We start from the raw sequence: 21620 nt of genomic DNA, 5'->3' as shown, positions 1-21620 counted from the left end.
GTCAGAGACTGGGTTGCAAGGAATTCTGCCAGCGCTGCTGGTATTGGAAGGCCACGCGCCAGGTGGTGAGCTGGGCCTGGATGGTGTCGGCAATGTCGGTGCCGTAGCCGCCGGCCATGGCAAAGGCCATGGGCACGCGGCGCTGCCAGGCCCAGTCGAATACGCGCCGGTCACGCGCCTCCAGGCCGTCGTGGCTGATGTGAAGACGGCCCAGGCGGTCGCCCACATGCGGGTCGGCACCGGCGAGGTAGAGCACCAGGCCGGGCGCGAAGCGCTGGTCCAGCGCATCGAGCGCCTGCTCCAGCGCGGCCAGGTAGTCATCGTCACCGCAGCCGTCGGGCAGCTCGACGTCGAGGTCGCCCGCTTCCTTGCGGAAGGGAAAGTTGCGCGCGCCATGCAGCGAGAGCGTGAACACCGAATCGTCGCCCTGGAAGATGCGCGCCGTGCCATTGCCCTGGTGCACGTCCAGGTCGATGATGGCCACGCGCAGCGCCAGCGGGTTGGCGCCCATGGCCGAGGCAGCGCGGGCATGCTCGTCCTGCATCAGCCGCGCGGCCACGGCCATGTCGTTGAACACGCAGAACCCGCTGCCCTTGTCGGCGTAGGCGTGGTGCGTGCCGCCGGCGAGGTTGCCGGCGATGCCCGTGCCCTCGCCGCCCGCCATGGCCACCCGGCAAGCGGCCAGGGTGGCCCCCACCGAGCGGCGCGCGCGCTCGGCCATGGCCGGGCTCCAGGGAAAGCCGATCTCGCGCTGCGCAGGCGCAGGCAGGGTGCCGTGGGCGATGGCGTCGATATAGGCCGGCGTGTGGGCCAGGGCCAGTTCACCGTCGCTCGCGGGCGGCGCCACCTGCAGCACCACGCCGGGCAGGTGGGCGGCCACGGCGTCGCGCAACAGGCGGTACTTGGCCATGGGAAAACGGTGGCCCTCGGGCAGCGGCAGCACGAACTGGTCCGCGTAATAGGCATGCATGACGCCATTGTGGCAAGGGGCGCGGTGTTGGACTGTCACCTCTAAATTGCTGCATCGCAACAAAAAGAACTTGCAATCACCGCCCAAGTCCCTAAAATTCAACCCATGCTGCACTGCAACATGACTCACGAAGTCGACGACAGCGCAGTTTCTTTCTCTGTAAACCACCTGGCCTTCGGGCCCCATTCTTAGGAGATACGACATGTCGCTGACCGCTGAGCAAGTTCTGGCATCCCACAAGGCCAACCTCGAAACCCTGTTTGGTCTGACCACCAAGGCCTTCGAAGGCGTGGAAAAGCTGGTCGAGCTGAACGTGACCGCTTCGCGCGCTGCCCTGACCGAAGCCGCCAACCACACCCAGGCCGTTCTGGGCGTGAAGGACGCACAAGAGCTGCTGGCCCTGCAAGCCGGCCTGTTCCAGCCCCTGGCCGAGAAGACCGCCGCCTACAGCCGCCACCTGTACGACATCTCGTCGGGCACCGCCGCTGAATTCGGCAAGGCTTTCGAAGCCCAGGCTGCTGACGCACAGAAGAGCTTCACCAACCTGGTGGACAGCGCCGCCAAGAACGCCCCCGCCGGTTCCGAAACCGCCGTGGCCGTGATGAAGAGCGCCGTCTCTGCCGCCAACAACGCGTTTGAATCGGTGCAAAAGGCCGTCAAGCAAGCGTCCGACGTGGCCGAAGCCAACTTCAACGCCGTGGCCAGCACCGCTGCCAACGCTGCCAAGTCCGCAGCCCCCCGCAAGCGCGGCTGATCGAGCATCGGGTCCCGGCGGCTGCGTCTGGAGTGCAGACTCTAGGCACGGTGCAGGGATTACCCTGATAATTCAACCCATGGCCCGGAACACAGTTCGGGGCCCCCAGTTGTCTCCTTGGATCCTCTCGAAACCCCCGTTTCTGGGATCCATTTTGAAGCCCGGTATCTACCGGGCTTTTTTTTCGCCTGGCGCTTTCGCACCGCGTTCACCAGCGCCCAGGCCAGCAGGCACACCCCACCAGCCAGTAGACAGCCAAGTCCACTCCCGGCCCCTGGTTTTATTAAGAACAATTCGCGTTTGTCTTATCATCGCGCGGTCGCAAAACCCCGAAAGATGCATCCCATGTCGAAGACCGTGAAAGCCCTGCTGACCGCCTGCGCACTGGCCGCTGCCGCCGGCACCGTATCCGCCCAGGAGCAGGTCGTGAACCTGTACTCGGCACGCCACTACTCCACGGACGAAGCGCTGTACACGGGCTTCACCAAGGCCACGGGCATCAAGATCAACCGCGTGGACGCGGACGACGCCGGCATCCTCGCGCGCCTGAAGGCCGAGGGCACGGCCTCCCCCGCCGACGTGATCCTGCTGGTGGACGCTGCGCGCCTGTACAAGGGCGAGGTCGATGGCCTGTTCCAACCCATCCAGTCCAAGGTGCTGACCGACGCCATCCCTGCCAACCTGCGCAGCACGCCCGCGGCCGATGGCAGCATCGCCTGGTTCGGCCTGTCCACCCGCGCCCGCGTGATCGTCTACAACAAGGTCAAGGTGCAAAAGGAAGACGTGGACACCTACGAGGAACTCGGCGACGCCAAGAACAAGGGCAAGCTGTGCATCCGCTCGGGCTCGCACCCCTACAACCTGAGCCTGTTCGGCGCCGTGACCGAGCACATGGGCGAGCAGAAGGCCGAGGCCTGGCTCAAGGGCATGGTGGGCAACCTGGCCCGCCCCCCCAAGGGCGGCGACACCGACCAGATCAAGGCCGTGGCTGCCGGCGAGTGCGACATCGCCGTCACCAACAGCTACTACCTGGCACGCATGATGCGCTCGGGCAAGCCCGAGGACACCGCCGTGGTCAACAAGGTGGGCGTGGTGTTCCCCAACCAGCAAAGCTGGGGCACGCACCTGAACATCGCCGGCGGTGCCGTGGCCAAGAACGCCAAGAACCGCGAGAACGCCATCAAGTTCCTTGAATACCTGGCCAGCGCCGACGCGCAGAACTACTTTGCCAACGGCAACAACGAGTGGCCTGCCGCCAAGGGCTTGCACATCGACAACCCGGCCCTCAAAGCCATGACGGGCAACGCGCCCTTCAAGAGCGAGACCATCCCGATCAGCGCCGTGGGCGCCAACGTGACCAAGGTTCAGCAAATGCTGGACCGCGTGGGCTTCCAGTAAAGCCTGCGGGGCACCGCCCCCTCCAGGAAAGCCCGGCTTCGCCCGGGCTTTTTTTGCGTTCATAATTGACGTTTACGTTAACGTCAACTTCTGGAGACCATTCATGGACATCAAGGGCAAGGTATTCATCGTGACCGGCGGCGCATCGGGCCTGGGCGAAGGCACGGCACGCATGCTGGCCGCCCAGGGCGGTACCGTGGTCATCGCCGACATGCAGGCCGACAAGGGCGAAGCCGTGGCCAAGGACATCGGCGGCGCTTTCGTGAAATGCGACGTGAGCAACGAGGCCGATGGCCAGGCCGTGGTGGCCAAGGCCGTGTCGCTGGGCAAGCTGGTGGGTCTGGTGAACTGCGCCGGCATCGCCCCGGCCGAGAAGACCGTGGGCAAGAACGGCGCGCACGCCCTCGCGGTGTTCAGCAAGACCATCACGGTGAACCTGATCGGCAGCTTCAACATGATCCGCCTGGCCGCCGAAGCCATGAGCAAGAACGAGCCCGAAGCCACGGGCGAGCGCGGCGTGCTGATCTCCACCGCCAGCGTGGCGGCCTACGACGGCCAGATCGGCCAGGCCGCGTACGCTGCATCCAAGGGTGGCGTGGTTGGCATGACCCTGCCCATCGCCCGCGACCTGGCGCGCAACGGCATCCGCAACATGACCATCGCCCCCGGCATCTTCGGCACGCCCATGCTGTTTGGCATGCCCCAGGAAGTGCAGGACGCGCTGGCCGCCGGCGTGCCCTTCCCCAGCCGCCTGGGCACGCCGCAGGACTACGCCAAGCTGGTCAAGCACATCCTGGAAAACGACATGCTCAACGGCGAAGTGATCCGCCTCGATGGCGCGATCCGCCTGGCACCGAAGTGATCCCTTGCGCCGCCAGCGCGGCGCCTTGAAACGACCATGACGCCCCGGCCCGTGCAGGGGCGTTGTCGTTTTACAGTGCCCGCGTGCCAAAGCGCAGCTGCAGCGCCAGCGACGCCGCAAACGCCAGTGCCGCCACCACCACCGACATCCACAGCGCCGCCGCCGCGCCGTGCGCCTCCATGACCGCCGCATAGACCACCGGCGCGCTGGCCGACAGCAGAAAGCCCGGCGCCACCAGCCGGCCCACGAAGGCACCGTAGGTGCGGTGGTCGAACAGCACCAGCGGCAAGGTGCCGCGCGTGATGGTGAGCAGCCCGTTGCCCGCGCCGTACAGCAGCGCAAACACGAGGGCAGCCGCCAGGGCCTGCCCCGACCACAGGCCCGCCAGGCAGGCCAGCGGCAGCAGCAGGGCCGCAAACACCCCCAGCCCCAGCGGGTGCAGCCGGGCGCCGAACAGCACCTCGGCCAGGCGCGCGCCCGACTGGCCCACGCCGCGCAGCGAGGCCATGCCCACGGCCAGGGGCAGCGCCAGGCCCAGGCCGGCGAGCAGCCCCACCATGTGCGCCGACATGCCCGCGTTGAGAAAATTCACCAGCGTGGTCACCACGGCGAACAACGCCGCGGCCCACAGGCGATCACGCCCCGCAGCGGCCAGCGGCGCGGACGAGGCGCGCGGCGCATCGGCAGCGTGCCCAGCGCCTGCCGCACGCGGAATCGCCAGGTGCAGCGGCACGGTGCACAGCGCCAGCGCCGCATACACCCACAGCGCCCCGCGCCAGCCCAGCGCCTCGACCAGCGCATGCCCCAGGGGCCAGAACGCGGTGGACGCCAGCCCGCCCAGCAAGGTGATCTGCGCCATGGGCCGGCGCGCGCCCGGCCCGGCCACATGGGCCAGCGTGGCAAAGGCGGCGTCGTACAGCGTGAGCCGCATGGCCAGCCCGAGCACGGCCCAGGCCGCGTAGTAGGCCGCCACGCCCTGCCCCAGCGCGAGCCCCAGACAACCCGCGCAGAGCAGCAGCGAGCCCGCCACCATCACCGTGCGCCCGCCCCGCTGGTCCACCCAGCGCCCGGCCAGGCCCGACACGCCGCCCATCACCAGCAGCGCCAGCGCAAAGCCGCCATGCACCAGCGTGCGCGGCCAGCCCAGGTCGCGCGCCATGGCCTCGCCCATGGCGCCGAGCAGGTAGTACGAAATGCCCCAGCCGATGAATTGAGATAGGCCCAGGCACCACACCAAGCTGCGCATCACGCGGAAGGCGCGGGCAGCGCGCCATCGCCCACGCCCAGGGGCCGCTGCATCAGCACCGTGTCGAGCCACTGCCCGTGCTTGAAGCCCACGGAGCGCAAGGCCCCGATGCGCGTGAAGCCCATGCGCGTGTGCAAGCCGATGGAGCCCCGGTTGCCATCGCCCTGCCCTATGGTCGCCATCATCTGGCGCCAGGGCCCGGCCTCGCAGCGGGCGATGAGGGCCGACAGCAGTGCCGCGCCAATGCCCCGCCCCGCCATGCCCTGGGCCACGTAGACCGAATCCTCCACCGTGTGCCGGTAGGCCGAGCGTGGGCGGTAGAGCGTGGCATAGGCATACCCCACCACCGCGCCATCGACCTCGGCCACCAGGTAGGGCAGGCCTGCGGCGCGCACAGCGGCCATGCGGATGCGCAACTCGTCCACACCGGGCGGCACCTCCTCGAACGAAGCCAGGCCATGCAGCACATGGTGGGCGTAGATGAACTGGATGGCGAGCAGGTCGGCATCGACCGCATCGCGTACTTGCGGTGATACGACGGGTGGCAACGGGGAGGAAAGGGGTGCTGTGGACAAATGCATGGCGCCAGTGTGGCGTGCAAACATGCATAAAAGAAGCTTTCCCAACTTATGCAAAGTATGAGAAATTCTTTGATATGGAACGCATCAACCTCGACCAGTTGCACGGCTTTGCCACCGCCATCGAACTGGGCAGCTTTTCAGCAGCCGCCCAGCGGCTGGACCTGACCCAGCCCGCCGTGAGCCTGCAGGTGCGCCAGCTCGAAAAGCGCCTGGGCACGCCCCTGGTGGAGCGGGTGGGCCGCGTGCTGCGCCCCACGGCGGCGGGCGCCGAGCTGCTGGCCCACATACCCCGCATCGACGCTGCCGTGGCCGACGCCCTGCACGCCGTGGCCCACCACGCCAGCGGCACGGCGGGCCGCGTGCGCCTGGGCACCGGCGCCACGGCCTGCATCTTCTTGCTGCCGCCCGTGCTGGGCGCGCTGCGCCAGCGCTTTGCGGGCCTGGAGATCACCGTGCGCACCGGCAACACGGCCGACATCGTGCAGGCCGTGGAAGACAACACCCTGGACCTGGGCCTGGTCACCCTGCCCGCCAGCGGCCGCATGCTCGACGTGACCCCCGTGCTGCAGGACGCCTTTGTCGCCATCGCGCCCAAGGGCACCGCGCTGCCCAAGAAGGTGACCGCCGCCGACCTGGCCCGCCACCCCGTGCTGCTGTTCGAACCCGGCGGCCAGACCCGCCGCATCGCCGACGCCTGGTTTGCCCAGGCCGGCGTGGCCCTGCAGCCAGCCATGTCGCTGGGCAGCGTGGAGGCGATCAAGGAGCTGGTGGCCGCCGGCCTAGGCTGCGCCGTGCTGCCCGGCATGGCGGTGCAGGGCGCGCACTGCACCGCGGTGGAAGTGCGCCCGTTGTCACCGCCCCTGGCCCGCACCCTGGCCGTGGTGGTGCGCAAGGACAAGCGGCTGCACCGGGGGTTGCGCGAGACGGTGGCGGCGCTGCGGGCGCTGGGGCAAAACACCCCGGCACACCAGCGAAGCTGACGGGCCAGATTGCTGCCTTCTGCGCCCGGGGACTTCACGGCCACGGCCGCTTGCTGCAGCCTGGCACTGCCCCTGCGCCCATTGGTTCCATTTGCGCTAAAGTCCTTGCGCCAGGGTTGCCGCCCAACGCGGTCACCCCGGCGACACGCTCGGTCAGTGATGATGACCGCTGTGCCAACGAAAACACTGAGAGGGAACCATGGAGCCAATTTTCGGATTTATTCTCTACTTCGTCGCCGTCGTTACCGTGGTCGTCATTGCACGCAAGAGAGGACAAAAGGCGTGGCTCTATGGCCTGGTCTGCATCATTGCCGCACCGGTGGTTGCACGGCTCACCTACGGGGTCAGCAACTCAGGCACCACGGCGGGCATCGCAGCTTTCCTGGTGCCTATTGCCGCACTGTTCGTCGCCTTGTCGAGCGACACCAGCCAACAGAAGGCCGTGGCCACCGGCGAACACGGCGACTTCAAGAAGTGCCCCTTCTGCGCCGAGTCGGTGCGCAAGGAAGCCATCAAATGCAAGCACTGCGGCAGCGACCTGGCCGCCGAGTCTGCCGCGTGAGGCGACAAGCCCCCATGGGCAAGGCGAAGGGCATTGCGGCCAGCCGGTAGAGGCGCCGAGCACAGCGCCGGCCAGTTCACGGAAAACCGCGCAGGCTCCTGTCCTTCTTGGCCTGCTCCAGCCGGCGCTGGCGCCCCTCCTTGTCCACCGCATCCACCTCCTCGTCCAGCAGCATCTGCCAGTCGTAGCCGACCCGGGTCTCCCTGGCCATCGTCAAACCGATCTGCACTGAGTACAGGCCATTGGGGTTCTGCCGGTCCGGTGAGTAGATCTGGATGGTCAGCTGGTACTGGCCGCAGCGCAGCTCCAGCACCACCCCGCCAAAGCCATCCCGTTCGCGCACGCACTGTTCGCGGTAGAGCGTGGGCAGCAGGTCCTTGTACTTATCGGCCAGGGCGAACGCCGCCGTTCGCTCCGGCAGGCTCTTGGTCGCGTAGATGTTGCCGATGGTGTAGGTCTTGGGGGTGGTGAGCAGCTCGAGCTTCTCGAACTCGGGCGGGATCTCGGGCTTGTCGACGATGATGATGGCCCGCCCTGCGCTCCAATAGCCCATGGTGCTTGGCGATGTCGCGAGGCGGGCACCCAGACGGTGGCCGAACAGATCGCCATCGGTCACGCCGGCGGATGCGCCCAAACAGGCGCTGCCCCCCACGACAAGGCAGCACACCTGAAATACGGCCTGCTGCCTCCAACCTGGAAGTGCTTGACGGATCATGGATGTTCTCCTGTGCATCGTCGGCCCGTATGCATCGTAGCGGTTTGCAGGCCCGCACACTTTTTTACAGCGCAATGCAACAGCCTGGCACGGGCCACCTCACCATAATCCAGCCCATCGCCAGCGGGCATTTTCTGCTGGCCACCACCACCGAGGGAGCGGGCCACCCGTGACAGAAGACGAACTCTTTGCCAAGTCGGAGCGCATCACGCAGCGCATTCAACGCGACGTCGAACAGCGCCGCAATGTGCTTGCGCAGGCGCCGGCCGCCAAGCAGAAAAAACTCGAGACCGAATGCATCAGCGTCGACGCTGCAAGTGCAAAGTATTCGTTCAACTACCTGGGCCACCTCGACGGCAGCCTGCCCGTGCTGCTCATCAAAGGCGATGTCACGGGCAGCACCACGCTGAACCGCACCTGGGTGCGGCGGCTCGCCGCCAAATACAAGCTGGGCGACGACCCCGCCTGCGTGCTGGTGGACGGATCCATCGAGATCCAGGGCGACATACTGGACACCTTCCGCTCCGATTGGAGCCTGCTGGTCACGGGCAGCGTGGGTTGTGACTACGTCGTATCGCGCAACGGGCACATGGAGATCCACGGGGACCTGCGGGCCACCTATGGTGTCTGCGGCGAGTACAACGACGGCTGCCTGGCCGTGGGCGGCAAGCTCATGACCCCGTTCATCGTGGCCAGCGACCACACCATGCCCCGCGAGGCGCACGAAGAGTCGATCTACCTAGAAGCCGGCGACGGCATGGAAGAGATCGCCATCGGCAAGAGCAAGGGCAGCGGCTGGGGCTGGGACTGGAACTACTTCGACGAATCCAACAGCCTGGTGTCGGACGAAGTGTGGGACGAGGACGGGACGTTCAGCACCGAGGCGTTCTTTGATGTGGTTCGCAGGGGTGACAACCCGTTTGTGAAGCCGTAGTGGCAGCTTTGCTGCGGACGAGGTTTGAGGCATGCCCGCCACCAGCCCATCCGCCTCAGCCACGATCGTGGGGAGACGCATGCGCGCACGCCGCGAAGGCCTGGGCTGGCCTCAGGAGCGTGTGGGTGTTGCGATAGGGATCGAAGAGTCAACCGCCCGCGTGCGGATCAGCCGGTATGAGGGTGGCGTGCATGAGCCCCCAGTGGCCACGGCTCGCTTGATTGCGGACGCGCTGGGTGTGCCCCTGGCCCACCTCTACTGCGAGCAGGACAACATCGCGGCTCTACTGCTTGCGTTGCACAAGCAGCCTCTCAAGATTCAGGAAGAAGCGGCCGAGAGGTTCATTGCGGAGTTGAGCCAGGCCGGGTAGCCTGCTTGAAACTCTGGTGGCGGGCCACTGACGACTCGACGACCTGACGGGGAGCCCCGGGGGAAAAGTCTGCGCTCTTACCCGACGACCTGACGACTCGACGATCCCGAGAAATGTCGCCTTTGGGCCCAAATCGGACATTTGTCTAAGCCGGAAAGCGCGGCAGTTTCGCATCGTCAACTGACGTTCGAAATGCCAAGTCCCACGCGTCCCATTGGGCCTCGGTCAAATGGCCAGATACTTGGATACCCGACGGTTCCCACGAGGTTGTGAGCCAAACTCCGTCACCGGGCTCACCGAAGTAGCAGCCGGAGTCTGAGTTCCAACCAGGCAAACTGCAGAGTATGTTGCTGAGCGCGTGCTGTTGCTCGTCAGTGAGTCGAAGTGAATAAATTGTGTACGTGCCTCCGACACTCACAAAAGGTTTCGCGCTCAAGTCGTGCTCATTCCATTCTTGGAACCACCCGTCAAGTCCTTCAATTTCGTCTGACTCAGTCATTGACCAACTCCAAATGCCCGCTTCTGGCCGCATTCTGCCGGCCGCTACTTGATAGCCATGTCGCAACGAGCCTGGTTGTAGTCCCATGCGCCCCCACGGTCCAAGCACCTGTCAATTGACGTTTCTCGTGCGAGCCATAGGCCGACAGCAGCAAACGCGGCGGCAATGCACAGGGTGATTCCAACGCGAAGACGTGTGGTCATGTGAATGTCTGCTTCTGGCCGATAGCAGTCATCGTAGCTGATGTAGATCGAGCCATGCTGACCTGAACTACTGGGAAAACTCTCCGCGTCCACCCGACGACCTGACGACTCGACGACCACACATCGACGGATCGTCGCTTCGACGGGTAACGTTGGCACACCACACCCTGCTCCGTGTGCCGCTCGGGAATGGCCTGCTGGGTGACCGGGTGCTGCCGCTGCCGTTCGATCACTACGAGGTGCTGCGCCACGGGGAGTGGTGCACGGTGATGGTCATTGCGACCGGGGAAGAGGTGTTCCAGGGCGAGGGGCGCGCCGAGGTGGCGGTGTCACGGGCGCCGTTCTGAGCAGCCCGCGTGGCGGACTCCGTTACATCTCGAATCCAAAAACAACTTCACCCACAGTTAATTTATCGCCCAAAAAGTACGACTTTGTGCTTCAATGGAGGCTCGGCGGGGGGAGACATGGCCCCGGCGCGGTTCAGCAAGTTTTTGATTCCTTAACCCAGGAAAAGGCAAGGCTCAGTAGTTGGGTGCCAGAGATGGCGCCGCTTCATCGGGCAGTAGATGAGGCTTACACGCAGCTCGCGGTCTGTCCGGCCGGGAGCGGACAACGAAGGTCCAGGATGCGGAGCGCAGCGTGCTTCCATCCGGCGCCAAGATGCAGAGTGCGATGTGCTCCTGTCCCGGCGCCTCGGTGCGGAGCGCTTGGTGCTCTGATCTGGTGGGACGTTCGGCAGTCAGCGGCAACTGTGATGGGCTTGGTGTCGAGTTGGCTCCTTTACGGCGCTGCCTTGAATGGGACGCAGGGCAATTCCGCTCTGTATAAGGAGGTCCACATGGATCAGAAAACGTGTAAGAACCACATCATGGTCCTGAAGAAGGTTCGTGATGCTTGCGAAAGCCAACTCGACATTGGTGTGAGGAATGAATTGAACGCGGTAATCGAGGCGCTGGAATTGCATCTCGGATCGCGTCAACGCACAGCAGAGGCGTTCGCGCTGACAGCTCGTGTAGCTCAGATCATCGCTGTGATCGTCAAGATCTTGACGAACATTGGCGATTGGATGTGATGTTCCGATCACCCCAGGCCCATACATTGTTTTCTGCAGGTTGAAAAATGGACATCGGTAACGCCATCCAGCTCGCTCGAAAGAAGCGGAAGTTGTCTCAGGCTGAATTGGCTCAGCGGGCAGACATTTCTGCGTCTTACCTTTCCATGTTGGAGAGAAATCGGCGTGACCCTCCTTTGTCAACGGTTACCAGAATTGCCAAAGCACTGGGCATGCCCGTTGAAATCTTGTTCTTCTTAGGGGCAGAAGGAAATGAACTGGGAAGATTGGATAGAGAGCTTGCAGGTCAACTTGCAATGACAGCATTGGAGCTTCTCAATGAGCCTTATTCTCAGCAAACCGATCTATCCCTGTGATCCTGTTTGGACGCTTGAAAAGCTAGGAGAGGCCCTGCGAATAGACTTGGCCGAACTTCAAGCCGTCGCAGCTGTTGCCAATAGATCTTACACAAAGAAATTGGTCAAAAAAGACCGTGAGGTATTTTCAGCCAGGCCGCGCCTCAAGTTGATTCAGAACAGAATCAAGATGGCTTTCTTGCACCGCGTTATATTCCCCGAATACCTCACAGGAAGCCTCAGAGGGTGTGACTACGTCACCAACGCAAAGATACACACCAACGCCCGAATACTGATCTGCGAGGATGTGCAGCAGTTCTTTCCATCGGTAGGCTCTGAAAAGGTAAAAGACATCTGGCTCAACTTCTTTGGATTCTCGGAAGGTGTAGCCGAACTACTGACAAAATTGACGACGAAGGCCGGAGCCGTACCTCAAGGCGCTAGCACAAGTAGCTATCTTGCAAATCTCGTCCTTTGGCGCACCGAACCACTTTTACAAGCGAAGCTAGCTGACCACGGTATAACTTATTCGCGGTATGTGGATGATATGTCCATCTCCTCCGAATTCCAGCTTGAACCGGCAGAATTGGAGCGAATTATCGCGGACGTATACGGGATGCTTCGCAAAAATGGACTCTCCGCCAAGAGAAAGAAGCATGAAATATTCAGAGAGTCACAGCGAATGGTTGTGACAAAGGTTATTGTCAACAAAAAAGCCTCATTGAGCAAGGATCGCCGCTCTGCGATTCGCACTCAAGTTCATGTGCTTGAAAGTCGAATTGCAGCGGGAGAGAACAGTATTGAGCTTTCTAAGTTCCTTGATCAAACTTCTCACAAGGTCGGGCAACTGGGTCGCTTCCACAAAAACGACTATCGAGACTTATTGCCCAGGGTCCGTGCGGCACGAGAAGCACTGCGAATCAATCCCCCCCCATTTATTACGGGTGACAACGATAGGTGGCCAGAGGCTGCACCACCGCATGCTCCATGGGAGTTGGGAGGGATTTAAACAGATTGTGGTTGCCTGCAAACGCACGAATTTACCTTAGGATGGCAACTGCATCATCAAACAAAGGCACTACTCATGTCCAACTACAAAGCCCTCATCGCCCGCAAAGCCGAACTCGACCGCCTAATCGAGGAGACCCGCAAGGCTGAACAGTCAGGCGCCATCGCCGAAGCGCGGGCCCTCATCGCTGAGTTCGGACTGACTTCCGAGGATGTGTTTGGGGGTACCAGGAAGGCCCGCACATCTGCAACCAAGGGCACGAAGGTAGAGGCGAAATACCGTGATCCAGCGACGGGAGCGACTTGGACCGGTAGGGGCCGGGCGCCTGTGTGGATTGCCGACAAGGACCGCTCTGCGTTTGCCATCTAAAAGGGCGCCGACAAGAGCAACTCATGCTGGAATTTCCACTCTATTTGCCCGACCCTACCGAGCCAGACGGAGTAATACTTTGGGGCAAACCACCCGGGCAGAGAGAGAAAGACACAGCTGCAGGGGTTGCGCGTTTGGGCGGCGATCGCTGGGCAAACTACGGGCAAGCTTACTTGCTTGCGGCAGCCACTCTGTTCAAAGCGGCGAAGGCCCATCAGTCGCTGGATCACTATGGCTTACCAATTTTCTATCTGCAGCGCCACGCCACCGAATTGCTATTGAAGGAAATCCTCCAGCTAGCAATTGAAATACAAGATTTACGCACAGGCGCTGGAGCAATCGCCCTTCAATTTCCGACCGCCAAGCAACGTAGAAACGCTTATAGCTCGCACAATCTCTTTGATCTTGGTGAAGATTTGACTGAAATGGCGAAAGCAATGAATCTAGGGTTGGTTCCGCCTGAGTTGAAGTCAATCATTCAAGATATCGAATCCATTGAGAAACAAAGTGAGACTTGGTCCCGCTACTCGATAGGCAGAAGTAAAGGCCCAGGCGGCAACGCCCCCAAGCACCTTGAGAGCGAAGTAATTTTGCCCCTGGGCCACCTACAAGACATGCTGGAGGCAGCGAACAAATCCATGGGCAAGATGTGGAATGGCGAGGGACTGCTTGGCCAGCTCGGAGAGCTTCACCAGGACGCTGCACGCAATGCAGGCCTGATCGATTGACTGGCTTGAAGCCTCAGGCGATCGCTCCCTAGTCAGCCCCCACCCGTCTGTTGTCATGAATCTCTCTGACGCACTCCTACACCCCAGCGAATACGATGGCGCGGAGATCTCGGCCTATTGGCAACCAGTCATTGGAGATAACTCATCGGTGCTTCATGTTTCTGTGTTCGGCAACCTTTTCCTGCTGAACGAACAAGGGCACGTTCTACTGTTGGATAGCTGGTCGGGAGATATCCACGGCGTGAGCGAATCCTATGAGCAGTACAAGACTGACGTCGGCACCGATCCTGAGTTCTTTCGCTCCTGGTTCTTGACCGACCTGATTGAGCTCCTCGATGCTGGAGGCATGACGCGAGGTGCCGGCCAAGTCTTTGCCCCGTTTGTGTCACCAGCGCTCGGCGGCCGCCTTGTCCTTGAGAACTTCTCGACAGCACCGATTAAGACGTACGCCGCACTCAGTTCGGGAGAGGTGTTGGCCAGGCGAAAGGTGTAGCGTGGAGCACTCGGCATAGCCGCCATCAATGCACCCGGCATCAATCCACACGCCATCTATCGCCTCAATGTGCACCGCTCAAGCCACCCCACATTGAGGCCCGCAATGGACCCCACATGGTGACCATCAATGCCCGCGATTGCCAAGCCATACTCGGCCGTTCGCTGACCAGCGCAGTGCATGGAGCCTTGCCCCACAACAACCTCACAGCAGAACCCGCCGAACCTCACCGATCCGATACGCGCAGGCCTTCAAGCGCATGATGCGAGCCCCATGCAGCAGACCCATCGGCCCCGCATCAGCCGCCGCCCCAAAGCAAAAAGGCCACCCCGAAGGGTAGCCTTTTACTGCCAATGAATGGCTCCTCGACCTGGGCTCGAACCAGGGACCTACGGATTAACAGTCCGGCGCTCTACCGACTGAGCTATCGAGGAATGATCGGTACTGACAACAGTGATGGTGTGCTGCGGTGGTGGCAAGCTTGCTCACGGCTTGCCGGCGGTGTGCCCGATGATCGCAGCGGGGCACAGCACCAAAATTCTTGGCTCCTCGACCTGGGCTCGAACCAGGGACCTACGGATTAACAGTCCGGCGCTCTACCGACTGAGCTATCGAGGAACAAGACTTAGATTATATACACAAAATTCGGGCGTTTTCCAGTCGGAGCGATGTTTGGTGCAATCTGCGCAAAAAGTTCTGTGCGCGGGTGGCCACCGACGCAGGGCACTGCAGTGTCTCGGCCCCGCCGCTGCGAGGCCGTCGGCCTTGGGGCATGATGTGTGGCTGCCCGGCTTGCTGGCTGACGGCCCACTACCCGCGCTGCCGGCACACACGCATACATACATTGCATTCCCCTCCCTCCCCACCATGACCATCCACACCATCTTGAAGATGGGCGACCCGCGCCTGCTGCGCGTGGCCCAGCCCGTGACCGCGTTCGATACGGACGAGCTGCACCTGTTGGTGCGCGACATGCTGGAGACCATGCAGTCGGTGAACGGCGCGGGGCTGGCGGCGCCGCAGATCGGGGTGGATCTGCAGTTGGTGATCTTTGGCTCGAACGAGCGCAACCCGCGCTACCCGGACCGGCCCATCGTGCCGCCCACGGTGCTCATCAACCCGGTGATCACGCCGCTGGGCGATGCGGAAGAGGAGGACTGGGAGGGTTGCCTGTCGGTGCCAGGGCTGCGCGGCAAGGTGCCGCGCTGGTCGCGCATCCGCTACACGGGGTTCGACCTGTATGGCGACCCGATCGACCGCACGGTGGATGGCTTCCACGCGCGGGTGGTGCAGCATGAGTGCGACCACCTGATCGGCAAGCTGTACCCGATGCGGGTGCGGGATTTCACGCAGTTTGGGTACACGGAAATACTCTTCCCCAACATCAGCGCCCAAGAAGACGACTGATGCGGATTTGCCTTCGCTGAAGGCAATGCGGAGCAAGTCCCTCGCGCGCCGCGCGCCCCGCTTTGGGCGGTCTGCGGCGTTGCAAATGCTCGCCATAGCACTGGCTATGGCTGTGCTTTGCGCCTTGCATCCCATCCCAAATCAGGGCACGCGACATCGCGAAGACTTGCTCCGCGTTGCCTTGACGTCGTTGGGCAACCTTGCCGTGCTACAGCACTGTCTGCGGTTGCCCGCCTAGTTCTACAGCCGAATCCTAATCCGCCAGGCAGCCGGCAAAGAGAGTCAACCGGCCTTCTTTCCAGCCCCATCCGGATCCGTGCGGGCATCCAGCTTGAGCTGCAGAAACGCCAGGTCCAGCCATTGGCCGAACTTGGTGCCCACTTCGGGCAGCAGGCCGACCTGGGTGAAGCCCAGGCGTTCGTGCAGGTGGATGGATGCGGTGTTGCCCGCCTCGATGCCGGCGACCATGACGTGCTTGCCGATGGTGCGGGCGCGTTCGATGAGGGCCTGCATCAAGAGCTTGCCCAGGCCGGCGCCGCGGGCGCTGTGGTGCACATAGACCGAATGCTCCACCGTATGGCGGTAGCCGTCGAAGGCGCGCCAGTCACCGAAGGATGCGTAGCCGGCCACATTGCCCTGGGCGTCGATGGCCACGAGCACGGGGTAGCCCAGGCGCTGGCGGTCGGCCAGCCAGGCGGCGCGGTTGGCGGCGTCGACCAGAGTCTCGTTCCAGATGGCAGTGGTGTTGGCCACGGCATCGTTGTAGATGGCGAGGATGCCTTCGATGTCGCCGGTGTGGGCGTCGCGTATCTGCATGGTGGTATCTGCCTGGGTGCTGGGGGTCAGGGGTGCACAGCCGCCATCCACTATGATGGACGAAACAGCTATTTTGGTGGATTATTGTCCACCATGATAAAACAAATGTCCACCAAAGTAGATGACCCCATCGACAGCCTGAGCCAGCGCATCGGCATGCGGGTGCGCATAGAGCGCGAGGAGCGGGGCTGGTCGCTGACCGATCTGGCCGCGCATTCGGGCGTGTCGCGGGCCATGGTGCACAAGCTGGAGCGCGGCGAGTCGAGTCCCACGGCGACGCTGCTGGCGCGGTTGTCGGGGGCGTTCGGGCTGAGCATGTCGCAGTTGATCGCGCGCGCCGAAGCCAAGGAGGGACGGCTGCTGCGCCAGGCCGACCAGCCGGTGTGGACCGACCCGCAGACGCACTATGTGCGCCGCCATGTGTCTCCGCCCTCCGATCTACCGTTGGACCTGGTGCAGGTGGAGCTGCCTGCCGGCGCGCGGGTGCCCATGCCCGCATCGGCCTACATCGCACAGCGGCAGCTGATCTGGGTGCTGCAGGGGGCGCTGGTGTTCATGGAGGGCGATGCCCGGCACGCCATGGAGGCCGGCGACTGCCTGGAGCTGGGGCCGCCTGCGGACTGCGAGTTCCGCAACGAAACGGCAGCCCCCTGCAGCTATGCGGTGGTGGTGCTGCGCAAAAGCTGAGCCTGCGGCGCCGCCTCGCCCGCGGGCTTGTCCACGCACAGGGCACCGGGCAGCAGCACGCCGGGCGAGCGGCTGCCGCAGGTGGCGAAGCCCAGCCAGGTGTGCGGGTTGCCCTCCCAGCACCAGCCCAGCTTGGGCTGCTTGCCGCTGAGCCAGAGCGCGGGCACGCGCTTGTCGTCGCCACGTGAGCCCAGCATCATGAAGCAGCGGTTGGGCTGCAGCATCTCGGGGTATTGCGTGAGCAGAGCGACACCCTCTTCCAGCATCAACGGCGTGCGGCCATCGGCCGCGATGCGCTCCTGCGCCTGCCTGGGCACGGCGTTGAGCGAGGCATTGCCCCGGTCAACGCCAAGCAGCAGGTAGGCCTGCCCGGCATGTGCCGACAGGCCGGGCAGCGGCCTGAAGAAACCGGGCGAGCGGGGAAACAGGCGCTCGATGGCCGCATGCCCTCGGCGCACGATGCGTGGCAGGGTCGCATCCACCGGGGCCGCCGCGCTGTGCACGACCAGCACCCAGGCGGCTGTGCCCTGCTCCACATCCATCCCCGGTGCCCCTGCGGGCACATGGGCGCGCAAGCCCTCCAGGTGGTGGCGGAACAGCTCGGCCGGGCAGCCGAGCATGGTGGGGTAGCCCAGCGCCACCAGGTGCTGCACCTGTTCATCGAAGGATTTCGTCAATGCATTCCTTTGTTTGTTTACAATGTACGCCATTTTGCAAAAAGCCGCCCCGCCATGTCAACCAAAGCCAAGGAAACCCATGCCTCACGATTCACGGGCCGCGGTGATCCGCAGGCTACGCTCACGCTGCTGTGGGGCTTGCCGCGCGATGCCAGGCCCGGGCGCAAGCCCGGCCTGACACCCGCGCTGATCGGCGCCGAGGCCATGGCGCTGGCCGATGCACAGGGGCTGCAGGCACTCACCATGCGTGCGCTGGGCGAGCGGCTGGGCGTGTCCGCCATGTCGCTCTACCGCTATGTGCCGGGCAAGCCTGAGCTGCTGGACCTGATCGTGGAGCTGGCGCATGCCGAGCTGCCGCATGAGCTGCCGCAGGGCCGCTGGGAGGCGCAACTGCAGCGCGTGGCCCACGATGCCTGGGCGCTTTACCAGCGCCACCCCTGGATGCTGGAGGTGTCGGCCTACCGCGCCTCACTGGGGCCGCATTCGATCCGCAAGTACGAGCGGGAGCTGGGCGCGCTGGAAGGCGCCGGCCTCGCCGATCTGGACCGGGACATGGTGGTGGCGGCACTCTCCGACCTGGTGCGCGGTGCCGCGCGCAATGCCGTCGACGCGCGCACCGCGGGGCAGGCGACGGGTGAATCAGAGGCGCAATGGTGGGCCCGGCATGCCGGTTTGCTGCAGCCGCTGGTGGACCCTGCGGTGTTTCCGCTGGCCGTCAGGATCGGGGCCAAGGCGGGTGCCGAGTATGGCGGCACCACCGACCCGGCGCGCTCTTTCGCCTTTGGCCTGGCACGGCTGATCGAAGGGGTGCGGGTGTACGCGGCGGCCGTGGCGAACGGTGACGAATCAGCCTGATGCCTGCCGCGCCTCCAGCAGTTGCCGCAGGGCCGCCAGATCCTTGCGCACATGGGCCACGTCGGCGTCGAAATCGGCCTGGCTCACTCCCTCAAAGCGCAGCACCACAAAGGCCAGCAGGCTGGCACCCTCCCCGCACGGCGTGACGCGAAAGGCGTTGTGCACGGTGGTCCCATCGGGCAGGGTCACATCGTGGTCAAGCACGCCAAACGGGTTGTGCGGCGCCATGTCGACCCGGACCTTGCCCATGGGCGACTCGGTGAACCACTGGCCGTCACACTGCTCGATGCCCGTGGCCAGGCCCGAGGCCCATTGGGGCAGGTTTTCCATCTGGCGGGCGAAGTCGTAGACCACCTGCGCGGGCGCGGCCACGGGCTGGCTGACGACGAGGGCTTCTTGAACGGTGGTTGCCACGGGACTGCCTTCCATCAATGAACGGTTGCGCAGCGATGGTAGGCCCACGCCGGGGCCGCACGCACAATCACCGGCATGGTCCTACAGCGCTCAGGCCACCTTCACGTCAATGTGGTACAGGCCCCAGGGGCACAGCGCAAAGCGCTCTTGCACGGGCTTGTCCTTGAAGGGGGCGACGTTGTCCGCGTCGTACACGGCCCACTGCGGGCCCAGGCCGCCCAGCGCCATGGGCTGGCCGTCCAGGCGCGTGGCCACGATCATGCGGTACTGCGCCGCATCGGCCAGGCTAATGGCGACGTTGTAGCCATCCACGGCACGCAGGCCCAGTTGCACGTTGCTGCCCCGCGCCACGCCGGCAGCCTCGAGCACGGTAGCCAGCAGCGGGCCTTCCAGGGTATGGACCTTGTTGTCGTATTCCAGCGTGGGCTTGATGGTCACCGCAGGCAGGCGCTGCAGCGCAGCCGCATCGAAAGCGAAGGCCTTGCTGAACTGGATTTTGTGCTTGCCCATCATCTGATCGATCACGGGGTCGAGCGCGCCGCGGTTGGTCTTGCCGACGGCGCCGCTCACGGTGAGCAGGGTGGGCTGCGCGGCGCCGGCCTTGGCATTGGGCGCGGCGATGGCGCTGGTGGCGGGCAGCACGCCGGCCAGGCCGATGGTGGTGACGAAGTGGCGTTTGTTGATCATGTGTTTTTCTCCGTTGTGGTGGTGTGCTGAGGAACGGGGCGTAGGGTGCTTGTGGGGCCACGGGGTGTCAAGTCCCGATTGGCAGTGTCGCTGCGCCCATCCGCGCTGGCACGGATCGACCAGTGGGCGGGCCCAGGCATGCCGATGGCCGCGCGGCCACGGCTTCATGGGCCGGCATGGTGGCCACCGGATCCGGACTTTTGGCACGAAAGACCCTGCAGCATGCGCGGTGCACACCACCCGCCCAGGGGAGAATGGTGAAGATGGCCACCATCTACCAATTCGAGGAATCCTATTTGCAGCGCTCGTTCAACAAGCGCTGGGTGTACGACTGCGCGGTGATCGATCGGCACCACTGCAGCTTCATCCTGTTCAACCAGGTCCGCGAAGACGACGGCCATCGCGTGCTCGGAACCGTCCGGTTCGGTGCCCATGGTGACTGGGATGCAAGCAAGTACACCGGCTTCGTTTTGCCCATGCTGGGTGTCGCCCCCAACCTGGGCAAGACCTCCGTGATGCTGGGCCGCCTCGGCAGCGTGGCAGTCCATGGTGACGCAGGCGACGACATGTGGCCTGACATAGACAACTCACCGGACGGCCCCCTTTTCACTGGCCCCGAGTGCGCCGCCACCATTGATGGCCGGCTGTACGTATGCGGAGGTTGGCGCCACGTGTGCTACCTCAATGGCGCCCAGGAATGGGTCTCCATCCGCCACAACCTGCCCGACCCGCCCAACCCCAAGAAAGCCAGCCGCTTCGGCTTCGAGGCCATCGCCGGTTTCGGCGCCAATGACCTCTATGCCGCAGGCGGTGAAGGCGACCTCTGGCGCTTTGACGGCCAGCAGTGGCACCCGTGCCGGGTGCCCACCCAGATGGCCATGGAAAGCCTGTGCTGCGCTGGCGACGGGTACGTGTATGTGGGTCTGCAGTCCGGCGGGCTGCTGCGCGGCCGCGAGGATGAGTGGCAGGTCATCCACGAAGACCGCATGAGCGTGGCGTTCAAAGACATCGTCTGGTACCAGGACCGGCTGTGGTGCACGTCGGAATACGGCCTGTGGACCCTGGGCAAGGATGGCACGCTGGGCAATGACGACATCCCAGCCCTGGCCACGGCCTGCGGCGGCAACCTGTCCACCGCCGACGGCATCTTGTTGGTGGGCGGGCTCAATGGCGCGGCCATCCATGATGGCAGCCAATGGCACCGGCTGCTGTGATGCTGCTGGCGCAGCCCCTTCATTTTGTTCTAGTACAAAGCGGCCATCGCACTGTGTCGAACGGCTTCGTATGATGGGTGCACGCCTGCCCTCCCCTGCACCACCATGCCCCTGCCCCGAACGATGCGCCCCTGGTTTGCTGCCGCCACGCTGGTGGTTCTTGCCCCACTGTTCAGCGCAGCCAATGCCGCCAGCTTCGACTGCGCCAAGGCCCGATCGCCCATGGAAAAGCTGATCTGCGCGGATGCCCCGCTCTCGGCGCTGGACGAGCAGCTCAACACCGCGTTCAAGGAGGCGATCGAGCGCTCCAAGGCCCGGCCGCAGTTGGTGCAATGGCAGCGCGAGTGGCTCAAATCGTATGAGGTCACGCAATGCAAGGAGGCGCGCTGCCTGGCCAAGGAGTTCACGGGCCGCATTGCCCTGCTGCAAAGCGTTGCGCCCGCCAGCGGGCCCAGTGCGCAGTGGAACGGCATGTACACCCGCTACCACCAGGGCAAGCCCGACAAGGACAGCGCCACCCTGGCCATCGTCGGCCTGCAGGACGGCAGGGCCTACCTGGCGGGCGATGCCGTCTGGCTGGGCCCCAACGCCGCCAACGGCCAGGTGAACGTGGGCGAGATACGCGGCGTGGCCGCCCTGCGCAACGGGCTGCTGGCCTACGACAGCGACGGCTGCACGGCCACGCTGGCCCTGCAGCGCGGCGGCTTGGCGGTGAAGGAAGACAATGGCTGCGGCGGCATGCATGTGACCTTCATGGGCGACTACCGGCGCAAGTGAGCAAAA

General features: G+C 64.0%; 27 protein-coding genes and 2 tRNA genes. 19 read left to right on the top strand and 10 right to left on the bottom strand.

Going from position 1 to position 21620, the window contains the following annotated elements; all coding sequences use genetic code 11:
* Position 1: 1 nt before the first annotated feature.
* Positions 2 to 970, bottom strand: coding sequence for a histone deacetylase (locus tag HNP48_RS25925; protein ID WP_184862611.1), 969 nt, complete (start codon positions 968 to 970; stop codon positions 2 to 4).
* 202 nt (positions 971 to 1172) lie between these two features.
* On the opposite strand from HNP48_RS25925, the gene HNP48_RS25920 reads away from it, so the two are divergent.
* The 3 genes from HNP48_RS25920 to HNP48_RS25910 all read left to right on the top strand — a co-directional run bounded on the left by HNP48_RS25920 (position 1173) and on the right by HNP48_RS25910 (position 3984).
* The gene (locus tag HNP48_RS25920) at positions 1173 to 1724 is read left to right on the top strand and encodes a phasin family protein (protein ID WP_184862609.1); all 552 of its coding nucleotides are present in this window, start codon (positions 1173 to 1175) and stop codon (positions 1722 to 1724) included.
* Positions 1725 to 2069: 345 nt separating this feature from the next.
* Positions 2070 to 3122, top strand: coding sequence for an extracellular solute-binding protein (locus HNP48_RS25915; protein ID WP_184862607.1), 1053 nt, complete (start codon positions 2070 to 2072; stop codon positions 3120 to 3122).
* Positions 3123 to 3225: 103 nt separating this feature from the next.
* The gene (locus tag HNP48_RS25910; protein WP_184862605.1) at positions 3226 to 3984 is read left to right on the top strand and encodes a 3-hydroxyacyl-CoA dehydrogenase; all 759 of its coding nucleotides are present in this window, start codon (positions 3226 to 3228) and stop codon (positions 3982 to 3984) included.
* Between the two features lie 70 nt (positions 3985 to 4054).
* On the opposite strand, the gene HNP48_RS25905 is transcribed toward HNP48_RS25910, so the two are convergent.
* Positions 4055 to 5230, bottom strand: a complete 1176-nt coding sequence (locus tag HNP48_RS25905) for an MFS transporter (protein ID WP_184862602.1) — start codon at positions 5228 to 5230, stop codon at positions 4055 to 4057.
* Positions 5230 to 5811: a GNAT family N-acetyltransferase gene (locus HNP48_RS25900; RefSeq protein ID WP_184862600.1), complete on the bottom strand. Its 582-nt coding sequence runs from the start codon at positions 5809 to 5811 to the stop codon at positions 5230 to 5232. The genes HNP48_RS25905 and HNP48_RS25900 overlap by 1 nt, the downstream gene beginning before the upstream one ends.
* Positions 5812 to 5885: 74 nt before the next feature.
* Between HNP48_RS25900 and HNP48_RS25895 the strand changes: the two genes are divergently transcribed.
* Together HNP48_RS25895 and HNP48_RS25890 are read left to right on the top strand one after the other, a co-directional pair.
* On the top strand, positions 5886 to 6791 hold the full coding sequence (locus HNP48_RS25895) for a LysR family transcriptional regulator (protein ID WP_184862598.1): 906 nt from the start codon (positions 5886 to 5888) through the stop codon (positions 6789 to 6791).
* A gap of 199 nt (positions 6792 to 6990) precedes the next feature.
* Entirely contained in the window at positions 6991 to 7353 is a 363-nt protein-coding gene (locus tag HNP48_RS25890) for a hypothetical protein (RefSeq protein ID WP_184862596.1), read from the top strand.
* Between the two features lie 76 nt (positions 7354 to 7429).
* Here the strand turns inward: HNP48_RS25890 and HNP48_RS25885 are convergent, their stop codons facing one another.
* Entirely contained in the window at positions 7430 to 7987 is a 558-nt protein-coding gene (locus tag HNP48_RS25885; protein ID WP_184862594.1) for a hypothetical protein, read from the bottom strand.
* 250 nt (positions 7988 to 8237) lie between these two features.
* On the opposite strand from HNP48_RS25885, the gene HNP48_RS25880 reads away from it, so the two are divergent.
* From HNP48_RS25880 to HNP48_RS25840, 9 genes are all read left to right on the top strand, one after another.
* A complete protein-coding gene (locus tag HNP48_RS25880; RefSeq protein WP_184862592.1) occupies positions 8238 to 9002 on the top strand; it encodes a hypothetical protein in 765 nt (254 codons plus the stop codon).
* Between the two features lie 31 nt (positions 9003 to 9033).
* Positions 9034 to 9372 (top strand): helix-turn-helix domain-containing protein, encoded by a 339-nt coding sequence (locus HNP48_RS25875; RefSeq protein ID WP_184862590.1) that lies wholly within the window; start codon positions 9034 to 9036, stop codon positions 9370 to 9372.
* A gap of 878 nt (positions 9373 to 10250) precedes the next feature.
* Entirely contained in the window at positions 10251 to 10421 is a 171-nt protein-coding gene (locus tag HNP48_RS25870) for a hypothetical protein (RefSeq protein ID WP_184862588.1), read from the top strand.
* 491 nt (positions 10422 to 10912) lie between these two features.
* Complete coding sequence (locus HNP48_RS25865; protein ID WP_184862586.1) at positions 10913 to 11146, top strand: hypothetical protein; 234 nt, start codon at positions 10913 to 10915, stop codon at positions 11144 to 11146.
* A gap of 47 nt (positions 11147 to 11193) precedes the next feature.
* On the top strand, positions 11194 to 11502 hold the full coding sequence (locus HNP48_RS25860; RefSeq protein ID WP_184862584.1) for a helix-turn-helix domain-containing protein: 309 nt from the start codon (positions 11194 to 11196) through the stop codon (positions 11500 to 11502).
* On the top strand, positions 11465 to 12490 hold the full coding sequence (locus HNP48_RS25855) for a reverse transcriptase family protein (RefSeq protein WP_184862582.1): 1026 nt from the start codon (positions 11465 to 11467) through the stop codon (positions 12488 to 12490). Before HNP48_RS25860 ends, HNP48_RS25855 begins: the two co-directional genes overlap by 38 nt.
* Before the next feature lie 75 nt (positions 12491 to 12565).
* Positions 12566 to 12859 (top strand): H-NS histone family protein, encoded by a 294-nt coding sequence (locus HNP48_RS25850; protein ID WP_184862580.1) that lies wholly within the window; start codon positions 12566 to 12568, stop codon positions 12857 to 12859.
* A 23-nt stretch (positions 12860 to 12882) separates the two neighbouring features.
* Positions 12883 to 13587 (top strand): hypothetical protein, encoded by a 705-nt coding sequence (locus tag HNP48_RS25845; RefSeq protein ID WP_184862578.1) that lies wholly within the window; start codon positions 12883 to 12885, stop codon positions 13585 to 13587.
* A gap of 55 nt (positions 13588 to 13642) precedes the next feature.
* Complete coding sequence (locus HNP48_RS25840; protein WP_184862575.1) at positions 13643 to 14080, top strand: T6SS immunity protein Tdi1 domain-containing protein; 438 nt, start codon at positions 13643 to 13645, stop codon at positions 14078 to 14080.
* A gap of 358 nt (positions 14081 to 14438) precedes the next feature.
* On the opposite strand, the gene HNP48_RS25835 is transcribed toward HNP48_RS25840, so the two are convergent.
* A tRNA-Asn gene (locus tag HNP48_RS25835) sits at positions 14439 to 14514 on the bottom strand.
* Positions 14515 to 14622: 108 nt separating this feature from the next.
* Positions 14623 to 14698, bottom strand: a tRNA-Asn gene (locus tag HNP48_RS25830).
* 249 nt (positions 14699 to 14947) lie between these two features.
* Between HNP48_RS25830 and def the strand changes: the two genes are divergently transcribed.
* Positions 14948 to 15487 (top strand): peptide deformylase, encoded by a 540-nt coding sequence (def, locus tag HNP48_RS25825; RefSeq protein ID WP_184862573.1) that lies wholly within the window; start codon positions 14948 to 14950, stop codon positions 15485 to 15487.
* Between the two features lie 282 nt (positions 15488 to 15769).
* Here def and HNP48_RS25820 read toward each other — a convergent pair whose 3' ends face one another.
* Positions 15770 to 16303 (bottom strand): GNAT family N-acetyltransferase, encoded by a 534-nt coding sequence (locus tag HNP48_RS25820; RefSeq protein ID WP_184862572.1) that lies wholly within the window; start codon positions 16301 to 16303, stop codon positions 15770 to 15772.
* A 105-nt stretch (positions 16304 to 16408) separates the two neighbouring features.
* On the opposite strand from HNP48_RS25820, the gene HNP48_RS25815 reads away from it, so the two are divergent.
* Positions 16409 to 16990 (top strand): XRE family transcriptional regulator, encoded by a 582-nt coding sequence (locus HNP48_RS25815; protein WP_221480353.1) that lies wholly within the window; start codon positions 16409 to 16411, stop codon positions 16988 to 16990.
* On the opposite strand, the gene HNP48_RS25810 is transcribed toward HNP48_RS25815, so the two are convergent.
* A complete protein-coding gene (locus tag HNP48_RS25810; protein WP_184862568.1) occupies positions 16960 to 17667 on the bottom strand; it encodes a DUF5701 family protein in 708 nt (235 codons plus the stop codon). The two genes, HNP48_RS25815 and HNP48_RS25810, sit on opposite strands and share 31 nt — an antisense overlap.
* A 54-nt stretch (positions 17668 to 17721) precedes the next feature.
* Between HNP48_RS25810 and HNP48_RS25805 the strand changes: the two genes are divergently transcribed.
* Positions 17722 to 18522 (top strand): TetR/AcrR family transcriptional regulator, encoded by an 801-nt coding sequence (locus HNP48_RS25805; protein WP_184862566.1) that lies wholly within the window; start codon positions 17722 to 17724, stop codon positions 18520 to 18522.
* On the opposite strand, the gene HNP48_RS25800 is transcribed toward HNP48_RS25805, so the two are convergent.
* Together HNP48_RS25800 and HNP48_RS25795 are read right to left on the bottom strand one after the other, a co-directional pair.
* Entirely contained in the window at positions 18514 to 18936 is a 423-nt protein-coding gene (locus HNP48_RS25800) for an SRPBCC family protein (RefSeq protein WP_221480352.1), read from the bottom strand. The two genes, HNP48_RS25805 and HNP48_RS25800, sit on opposite strands and share 9 nt — an antisense overlap.
* A 90-nt stretch (positions 18937 to 19026) precedes the next feature.
* On the bottom strand, positions 19027 to 19620 hold the full coding sequence (locus HNP48_RS25795; protein ID WP_409362583.1) for a molybdopterin-dependent oxidoreductase: 594 nt from the start codon (positions 19618 to 19620) through the stop codon (positions 19027 to 19029).
* Positions 19621 to 19886: 266 nt separating this feature from the next.
* Here HNP48_RS25795 and HNP48_RS35480 point away from each other — a divergent pair, with 266 nt between their 5' ends.
* Together HNP48_RS35480 and HNP48_RS25785 are read left to right on the top strand one after the other, a co-directional pair.
* Entirely contained in the window at positions 19887 to 20837 is a 951-nt protein-coding gene (locus HNP48_RS35480; RefSeq protein WP_184862560.1) for a hypothetical protein, read from the top strand.
* A 105-nt stretch (positions 20838 to 20942) separates the two neighbouring features.
* Entirely contained in the window at positions 20943 to 21614 is a 672-nt protein-coding gene (locus HNP48_RS25785; RefSeq protein ID WP_184862558.1) for a lysozyme inhibitor LprI family protein, read from the top strand.
* Positions 21615 to 21620: the final 6 nt, after the last annotated feature.

It is taken from the genome of Acidovorax soli (assembly GCF_014207955.1).
GTDB lineage: Bacteria > Pseudomonadota > Gammaproteobacteria > Burkholderiales > Burkholderiaceae_C > Acidovorax > Acidovorax soli_A.
The sequence above is the reverse complement of the archived record's forward strand: the minus strand, read 5'-3'. Positions and strand labels throughout refer to the sequence as shown.